This is a genomic window from Streptomyces sp. NPDC006458 (genome assembly GCF_040612135.1).
Classification (GTDB): Bacteria; Actinomycetota; Actinomycetes; order Streptomycetales; family Streptomycetaceae; genus Streptomyces.
On record NZ_JBEXPR010000055.1, the window covers coordinates 18,901 to 27,318 of the forward strand.

Here is an 8,418-nt window from a genome sequence, read left to right on the forward strand (position 1 = left end):
GGTGGGCCGGTTTCGCGTCACAGAGCGTCGGCCCGGCAACAAGTGAACGGGCCGAGGAGGGCCGGGTGACGACCTATGACGATCGAGCGAGCCTCACTGATCTGACCGCCACCGTCGATCGGGTGCGCGACTCGGTGGAAGCGGTGATCGAGGGCAAGCCCGAGGTCGTCCGGCTGTCGCTGACCGTGCTGCTGGCCGAGGGGCATCTGCTGATCGAGGACGTCCCCGGCGTCGGCAAGACCATGCTCGCCAAGGCCCTGGCCAAGTCCATCGACTGCTCGGTGCGGCGCATCCAGTTCACGCCCGACCTGCTGCCCTCGGACATCACCGGTGTGTCCATCTGGGACCAGCAGCGCCGGGACTTCGAGTTCAAGCCGGGCGCGATCTTCGCCCAGATCGTGATCGGCGACGAGATCAACCGCGCCTCGCCCAAGACCCAGTCCGCGCTGCTGGAGTCCATGGAGGAGCGCCAGGTCACCATCGACGGGCAGACCTACGAGCTGCCCAGCCCGTTCATGGTGGTGGCCACCCAGAACCCGGTCGAGATGGAGGGCACCTACCCGCTGCCCGAGGCCCAGCGCGACCGGTTCATGGCCCGTGTGTCCATCGGCTACCCCAGCGCCGAGGCCGAGCTGCAGATGCTCGACGTGCACGGCGGGGCCAGCCCGCTGGACGACCTCCAGCCGGTCGCCCACGCGCACGAGATCGTGAAGCTGGTCGAGGCCGTGCGCGGGGTGCACGTCGCCGACACCGTCCGGCGCTACGCCGTCGACCTGGTCGCCGCCACCCGCACCCACCCCGACCTCAGACTCGGCGCCTCCCCGCGCGCCACCCTGCACCTGCTGCGCGCGGCCAAGGCCTCCGCCGCCCTGAGCGGCCGCGAGTACGCGCTGCCGGACGACGTCCAGGCCCTCGCCGTCGCCGTGCTGGCCCACCGGCTGCTGCCCACAGCGCAGGCCCAGCTCAACCGCCGCACCTCCGAGCAGGTCGTCCAGGAGATCATCCAGCGCACCGCCGTGCCCGCCGCGCCGCAGCAGAACTCCTACGGCCTGGGCCGCGACGCGCAGGGCTACGGCCAGCAGCCGCCCCGGAGGCTGTGATGAGCGAACCCGCGACGAGGGCGACGAGCCACGCGGAGGCGGAGTCGGGCGGCAAGGGCCCGGTGCGCACCGCGCTGGCGGGCCTGACCACCCGCGGGCGCTCCTTCCTGGCCGCCGGGATCGCCGCCGCCGCGTGCGCCTACGTCCTCGGCCAGGCCGACCTGCTGCGCGTCGGCCTGCTGCTCGCCGTGCTGCCGCTGGTGTGCGCGACCGTGCTCTACCGCACCCGCTACCGGGTGGCCGGCAGCCGCCGCCTGTCCCCCGCGCGCGTGCCCGCGAGCTCCGAGGCGCGCGTGCACCTGCGCATGGACAACGTCTCGCGGCTGCCCACCGGCCTGCTGATGCTCCAGGACCGGGTGCCCTACGTGCTCGGCCCACGCCCTCGTTTCGTGCTGGACCGGGTGGAGGCGGGCGGCCACCGCGAGGTGTCCTACCGGGTCCGCTCCGACCTGCGCGGCCGCTACCCGCTGGGCCCGCTCCAGCTGCGCCTGACCGACCCGTTCGGGATGTGCGAGCTGACCCGGTCCTTCTCGACGTACGACACGCTCACGGTCATCCCGCGGGTGGAGCCGCTGCCGCCGGTGCGGCTGGCCGGCGAGTCGAGCGGGTACGGCGACGGGCGGCAGCGCTCGCTGGCGCTGGCCGGCGAGGACGACGTCATCCCGCGCGGCTACCGCTACGGCGACGACCTGCGCCGGGTCCACTGGCGTTCCACCGCCCGCTACGGCGAGCTGATGGTGCGCCGCGAGGAGCAGCCGCAGCGCTCCCGCTGCACGGTGCTCGTGGACACGCGCGGCCTCGCCTACCGGGGCGCGGGCCCGGACTCCGCCTTCGAGTGGGCCGTGGCGGGCACCGCCTCGGTCCTGGTCCACATGCTCGAACGAGGCTTCTCGGTACGGCTGTTGACGGACACCGGCAGCTCGGTGCCCGGCGAGGGCGCCGACGGGTTCGCGGGCGCCAGCCAGGAGTCGGCGGACGCGGCCGGGCTGATGATGGACACCCTCGCGGTGATCGACCACTCCGACGGCACCGGCCTGTCCCACGCCTACGACGTGCTGCGCGGCGGTAACGAGGGGCTTCTGGTGGCCTTCTTCGGCGACCTCGACGAGGAGCAGGCCACGATCGCCGCCAAGATGAGCCGGCGCAGCGGCGGGGCCCTCGCCTTCGTGCTGGACAGCGACACCTGGACCCGTGAGCCGTCCGACGTGGCGGAGGCGGGCAACCGGAGCGAGGAGCGGCTGCGCATGCTGCGCGAGGCCGGCTGGACGGCACTGGGGGTGCCGCGTGGGGCCACGCTGGGCGACCTGTGGCGCCAGGCGGACCGGGAGCGCTCGGGCCTGGCCTCGACGGGCGGTACGGCGGCCGGGGAGGGGGGCCGATGAGCGGACGGGCCCGGATGGCGCTGTGCGCGCTCGCGGCCACCCTGCTGACGGCCTGCGCCCTGCTGCCGCTGGTCGAGACGCCCGCGTGGTTGCTGCACGCCGCGTTGCTGCTGGCCGTCCAGGCCGGTGTCGGGGCGGCGGCCCGCCGGGTGCCGCTGGCGCGCTCGCTGACCGTGGCCTTGCAGGCGCTGGTCTCGCTGCTGCTGCTCACCATGTCCTTCGCCCGCGCGCAGGCCTTCGTGGGGCTGATCCCGGGCCCGGAGGCCTTCCAGCGCTTCGCCGACCTGCTGGACCAGGGCGCGCGGGACGTCGAGCGGTACGCCATCCCGGCGCCGATGTCCGACGGCATCCAGCTGATGACGGTCGGCGGGGTGCTGCTGATCGGGCTGATGGTGGACGCGCTGGCGGTGACCTTCCGCAGCGCGGCCCCGGCCGGTCTCCCACTGCTCGCGCTGTACTCGATCGCGGCCGGACTGGCGGACGGCGCCGGCGGCTGGGTGTGGTTCCTGCTCGCCGCGAGCGGCTATCTGATGCTGCTGCTGGCCGAGGGCCGCGAGCGGCTCTCCCAGTGGGGCCGGGTCTTCGCCGGCGGGCCGCGCACTCCGGGCGCCCTCTCGCCCCCCGGCGGGGCGGTGGCCCCGGTGCGCACCGGGCGGCGGATCGGCGCGGTGGCGCTCGGCATGGCCCTGGTGGTGCCGCTGGCCCTGCCCGCGATGAACGGCGGCCTGCTGGACGGCACGGGTTCGGGCGCGGGCTCGGGCGGCGGCGGTGGTGGCCCCATCTCCTCGGTGAACCTGCTGGTGTCGCTGCGGGACAGCCTGAACGTGGACGAGGACCGCACGGTCCTGGTGTTGCGTTCCGACTCCGAGGTCGTGTCCAACCCGTATCTGCGGATCACGTCCCTGGACGAGTTCGACGGCACAACCTGGCGTCCGGCCCGGCGGAACACCGTCGACGTCCCCGAGGAGTTCCCGACGCCGACCGGCCTCGGCCCCGACGTGCGGCGCACGGAGGTGCGTACGCGTATAGCCGCCGCCGACTGGTACTCCCAGGACTGGCTGCCGATGCCGTACCCGCCGAGCGGGGTGCAGATAGGCGGCCGGTGGCGATACGAACCGGTCGGCATGACGGTGACCGGCGACCGGGGCGAGAACACCCGGGGCAGGACCTACGACGTGACCAGCCTGGAGGTGCGGCCGACGGCCCGCCAGCTCGCCCGGGCCCCACAGGCGCCCGCCGCGGTCCAGCGCCAGTACACGGAGGTGCCGGACTCGGTGCCCTCGGTGGTGGCCCGCATCGCCCGCGAGGTGACCGCGGACGCGGCCAACCCGTACGAGCAGGCCGTCGCGCTCCAGGAGTTCTTCTCGCTGACCGGCGGTTTCCAGTACGACACCGAGGTGGAGGTCGGCGAGGACCGGCAGGCCGTCGCCCGGTTCCTGCGGGACAGGCGCGGCTTCTGCGTCCACTTCTCCTTCGCGATGGCCACCATGGCCCGTTCGCTGGGCATCCCGGCCCGGGTCGCGGTCGGCTTCGGGCCGGGCTCGCCGCAGGCCGACGGCACGGTCGCGGTGGGCCTGCGCGACGCGCACGCCTGGCCGGAGCTGTACTTCGAGGGCGCGGGCTGGACCCGTTTCGAGCCGACGCCGACCCGGGGCGTCACCCCGTCCTACACGCTCCCGGAGTCCTCCGGCAGCAGCGATCCCGAGCTGCCGGAGAACGCGCGGCCGTCCGAGGAGGCGCCGTCCGCGGAGCCGTCGGAGAGCAGCAGCTGCTCGGCCGAGGACAAGCGGCTGGAGGCCTGTGCGGGCGCCCTGCCGCTGGACACCGGCTCGACCGGCGAGGACGGGCCGTCCTGGTACCGCCTCACCGCGTGGGCGCTGCTGGGTCTGGCCCTGATCGCCGTACCGCTGGCGCCGATGCTGTACCGGCTCAGGCGGCGTGCGGTGCGGCTGAGGTCGGCCCGGCACGGTCCGTCGGCCGGGGCCGAGGGCTCCGACGGGGTCGATGTGACCGTGCTGCCGGCCGGTGAGCTGCCCGGGCAGCTCGCGGCGGAGGGCGCCGCGGGGCATGTCCTGGCCGTGTGGCACGAGCTCACGGACACCGCCTGGGACTACGGCATCCCGCCGGACGAGGCGCTCACCCCGCGCGGGGCTGCCGAGCGGATCGTGCGGCTGGGGCAGCTGGACGAACCGGCGGCCCAGGCCGTGCACCGGGTGGCGGGCGCGGTGGAGCAGGTGCTGTTCGCGCCCCGGCCGCAGGCCGTGTCCGGGCTCGCCGACGACGTGCGCCTGGTGCGGGGCGCGCTGCGGGCACGGGTCAGCAGGGCGACCCGGCTGCGCGCGGTGGTCGCGCCGCGTTCAGCCGTCCGGGCGGTGTGGGACCTGGCGGACCGCTGGGCCGCGGCCAAGGAGCGGCTGGCGGCGCGGCTGAGCGCGCTGCTGCGCAGGCCGTCGGGGCAGCGAGGGAGCTGACCGGGCACAGTCATGGCTGCGGCCCCGGTGCGGAGGTTCCGTGCCGGGGCCGGGTCGTCGGTGGGACCGGGTTGTCGGTGAGGCCGGGCGTCAGTCACGGGGTCGTCGGTGGGGTCCCGGGGACGCCGGTGGGTGGGGCGTGGGCATGCGTGAGGGGGCTGCCGCCCGGGGCGGCAGCCCCCTCACGCGCGTCTACGTCGTGGGAGCGAGGATGTGGATCAGTGGCCCTGCTGCTCGTCGCGGCGCCGCTGCCAGCGCTGCTCGATGCGGTCCATCATGGAACGCCGCTGACGCCCCTGATGGCGGCCGTGCTGACCGGCTGCGTGCTGTTCGCCGGGCCTGGGTGCCTTGCGCCAGCCGGTCACCGCGAGTACCGCACACCCCAGCATGACGAGGAAGCCCACCACGCTGAGCCACACCTGCTTGGCGACCATTCCAGCCATGAGGAGCGCGATACCTACGAGGAAGCCCGCGACCGCCTGGTAGACCCGTCGCCGGGTGTACGTGCGCAGCCCGCTTCCCTCAAGCGCTGTCGCGAACTTGGGGTCTTCGGCGTACAGCGCTCGCTCCATCTGCTCAAGCATTCGCTGCTCGTGCTCAGAGAGCGGCACGGAATCCTCCTCATCGTGCAGTCGCCGGGGCGACCCGGGGGGTCCCTTCAGGATAGGCAGGGAATCGCCCCCGTGAAACCCGCCCCTCTGCGCCATTCGGCCAACCAGATCCCGCCATGTGCGACCCGGCTCGCTGAGGGTTCATTCCCCGGCGGCCGACCCGTCATGCCGGGGCGGTCTCCCTCGATCATACGGCGCGAACCGTCCGATCGGGGGGCCTGTGGCGGACTCCATGCGGAGACGACCGTGCTGATCAGCGGCGCGTCACAGCCGGCACTCAGGCACCGGCCTCCCCATGCAGCTCACCCAGCACATGGAGCTGGGTGGCCACCGCGTGGAACGCGGGCAGTTCGGCCGCGGCCTCCTCCAGCTTCAGCAGCGCGTCCAGCGCACCGGGCTCGGTGTCCACCAGGACGCCCGGCACGAGGTCGGCGAAGACCCGCACGCCGTGCACGGCGCCGACCTCCAGCCCCGTTCCCTCGACCAGCGCGGTGAGTTGCTCGGCGGTGAACCGGCGCGGCATGGGGTCGCCCTGGCCCCAGCGGCCGTCCGGGTCCTCCAGGGCCTGCTTGGCCTCCTTGAAGTGCCCGGCGAGGGCACGGGCGAGGACGGCACCGCCGAGCCCGGCGGCGAGCACGCTGACCACGCCCTCGGAGCGCAGCGCGGCCACCGCGTTGCGCACACCCTCGGCGGGGTCGTCGACGTACTCCAGCACGCCGTGGCAGAGCACGGCGTCGTACGCGCCGCGCTCGACCACGTCGAACAGGCCGTGGACGTCGCCCTGTACACCCTTCACACGGTCGGCTACCCCGGCCTCCGCGGCGCGGCGCTCCAGGGCGAACAGCGCGTTGGGGCTCGGGTCGACGACCGTGACCCGATGGCCGAGCCGGGCCGCGGGCACCGCGAAGTTGCCGCTGCCGCCTCCGGTGTCGAGAACGTCCAGCGACTCCCGGCCCGTGGCCTTGACCCGGCGCTCCAGGGCGTCCCGCAGGACCTCCCAGACGACGGCGGTACGGAGGGACGCACGGGGTCGCATCGGGTCCGACACGGCATTGACTCCTCGGCGCGGCACCGCCTCTTGCACGGCGGAGCGAACGGGCGCCCTCTCCGGCCTTGCGGGTGCGGGGTGGGGAGGGCATCAGGCGTCTCCACCCTATTGCCTTCGCCGTCCTGACCGGCCATCGCGCCCGGGGCGCCCGCTCACCCCGCGTCGGGCATCTCGTGATGTGGACTTCTCGGGGCGGGAGCGGTGGTGGGCGGACTGGCGGTGTGCGGGGCGGCGGTGTCCGTGTCCGGCCGGGGCTGGGGCAGGACCGGCTGGAGGACGAGCATGCGCTCGACGAGGCGGACGAACACGGCCACGTCGCGTATCAGGTCGTCGGCGTCCCGGCGACTGGCCGCGCCCTGGATACCGGCCTCGGCCCGCGCGCGGCGGCGGGCCCCGGAGGCGAACAGCGCGCTCCACTCGCTGAGCTCGGGCGCGATCTCGGGGAGCACTTCCCAGGCGCTCCGGATGCGGGCGCGGCGCCTTTGCGTGGGTTCGGGACGGCCCCGCGCGGCGAGGACGGCGGCGGCGGTGCGCAGCGCGGCGAGGTGGGCCGTCGCGTAGCGCTCGTTGGGGGTTTCCAGGACGGCGGCCTCGTCGAGTCCGGCACGGGCCTGGGCGAGCAGGTCGAGGGCGGCGGGCGGGGCCGAGGACCGGCGCAGGACGGGGTGCACGTCACTCGCCGGGCCGTTCAGTGAGGGGGCAGGGCCGGTGGCGCCCCGCCGGCGCGCGGCGGCTGCGTGGTAGCTGGCCATGACGAACCTCCTGTCGTCTGTGGACGGCGGTTCCTGACACGGAGCGCCGTATGTGCCCATCGTGAGCTATGCCACTGACAATCCGTTCCGACCTGGTCTTTTCCCTCGATCACAGGTTCGAACCCTGGTGCGGCCGGGGTCGGCGCGCCACGGCTTTTGCTTCGGCGCGGCGTTCGGGTTAGCTTTTGAACTGACCAGTCAGTTCAAAACGGGGAGCAGGGGGAGGGCATGGGGGTAGCCGTAGCCGAGAGCGGCGGTCTCGGCGTCACCGCCCGGGACTTCGGGCTGGAGGGCCCTCGGGGCTGGGCGTTCCGCGGCATCTGCGTCGAGGCGCGGCCGGGCTCGCTGATCGCGATCGAGGGACCGTCCGGATCGGGGCGCACGTGTCTGCTGCTGGCCCTGACCGGCCGGATGAAGGCCACGCAGGGGAGCGCGGCCGTGGGCGACCTGGCCCTGCCCCGGCGGATGGCGGCAGTGCGCGGCCTCAGCGCCCTCGCGCACGTGCCCGGGGTCACCGACCTCGACCCGGCGCTGACCGTCGCCGAGCACCTGCGTGAGCGGGCGCTGCTCCAACGGCGTTTCACCGGCTCCGTCCGCACGCTGCTGCGGCCCCGCCGGGAGCGCCGGGCCGAGGCGGCGCTGCGGATCGACACCGCGCTGGCCGCCGCCGGTCTCGACCCCGCGGCCCTGCCCAAGGGCTCGCGGACGGCCGTACGCGATCTGGAGCGGCTGGAGGCGCTGCGGCTGTCCGTCGCGCTGGCGCTGATCGGCCGGCCGCTGCTGCTCGGTGTCGACGACACCGACCTGAAGCTCTCCGACTCCGAGCGGGCCGAGGTCTGGGCCCTGCTCGGCTCGCTGGCCGCGGGCGGCACGACCGTGCTGGCCGTGTGCAGCGAGGCCCCCGAGGGGGCGGTGGTCGTGTCCACCGGGGCTCCGGGGGGCGCCCCGGCGGCTACTGCATGCACCGCTTCGTCGACCCCGAGGACGGCGAGGTGTACCTGTACACCCAGTACGAGCCGGCCGACTCCCGACGGGTTTTCGCCAACTTCGAGCA

General features: G+C 74.4%; 7 protein-coding genes. 4 read left to right on the forward strand and 3 right to left on the reverse strand.

Going from position 1 to position 8,418, the window contains the following annotated elements:
* Window positions 1-65 precede the first annotated feature (65 nt).
* From ABZZ79_RS38230 to ABZZ79_RS38240, 3 genes are read left to right on the forward strand one after another with little or no spacing between them, the layout of a single operon-like run.
* Window positions 66-1,100, forward strand: a complete 1,035-nt coding sequence (locus ABZZ79_RS38230; RefSeq protein ID WP_356697049.1) for a MoxR family ATPase — start codon at window positions 66-68, stop codon at window positions 1,098-1,100.
* On the forward strand, window positions 1,100-2,482 hold the full coding sequence (locus ABZZ79_RS38235) for a DUF58 domain-containing protein (protein WP_356697051.1): 1,383 nt from the start codon (window positions 1,100-1,102) through the stop codon (window positions 2,480-2,482). Before ABZZ79_RS38230 ends, ABZZ79_RS38235 begins: the two co-directional genes overlap by 1 nt.
* A complete protein-coding gene (locus ABZZ79_RS38240) occupies window positions 2,479-4,953 on the forward strand; it encodes a DUF3488 and transglutaminase-like domain-containing protein (protein WP_356697054.1) in 2,475 nt (824 codons plus the stop codon). Before ABZZ79_RS38235 ends, ABZZ79_RS38240 begins: the two co-directional genes overlap by 4 nt.
* A gap of 218 nt (window positions 4,954-5,171) precedes the next feature.
* On the opposite strand, the gene ABZZ79_RS38245 is transcribed toward ABZZ79_RS38240, so the two are convergent.
* From ABZZ79_RS38245 to ABZZ79_RS38255, 3 genes are all read right to left on the reverse strand, one after another.
* Window positions 5,172-5,564, reverse strand: coding sequence for a DUF3040 domain-containing protein (locus tag ABZZ79_RS38245; protein ID WP_356697056.1), 393 nt, complete (start codon window positions 5,562-5,564; stop codon window positions 5,172-5,174).
* 277 nt (window positions 5,565-5,841) lie between these two features.
* Window positions 5,842-6,612: a methyltransferase gene (locus ABZZ79_RS38250; RefSeq protein WP_356697058.1), complete on the reverse strand. Its 771-nt coding sequence runs from the start codon at window positions 6,610-6,612 to the stop codon at window positions 5,842-5,844.
* A 152-nt stretch (window positions 6,613-6,764) separates the two neighbouring features.
* Window positions 6,765-7,364: an SAV_6107 family HEPN domain-containing protein gene (locus tag ABZZ79_RS38255; protein ID WP_356697060.1), complete on the reverse strand. Its 600-nt coding sequence runs from the start codon at window positions 7,362-7,364 to the stop codon at window positions 6,765-6,767.
* Window positions 7,365-7,592: 228 nt separating this feature from the next.
* On the opposite strand from ABZZ79_RS38255, the gene ABZZ79_RS38260 reads away from it, so the two are divergent.
* Window positions 7,593-8,418 (forward strand): ATP-binding cassette domain-containing protein (locus tag ABZZ79_RS38260; RefSeq protein ID WP_356697062.1); only part of this gene is annotated, 826 nt, incomplete at its 3' end.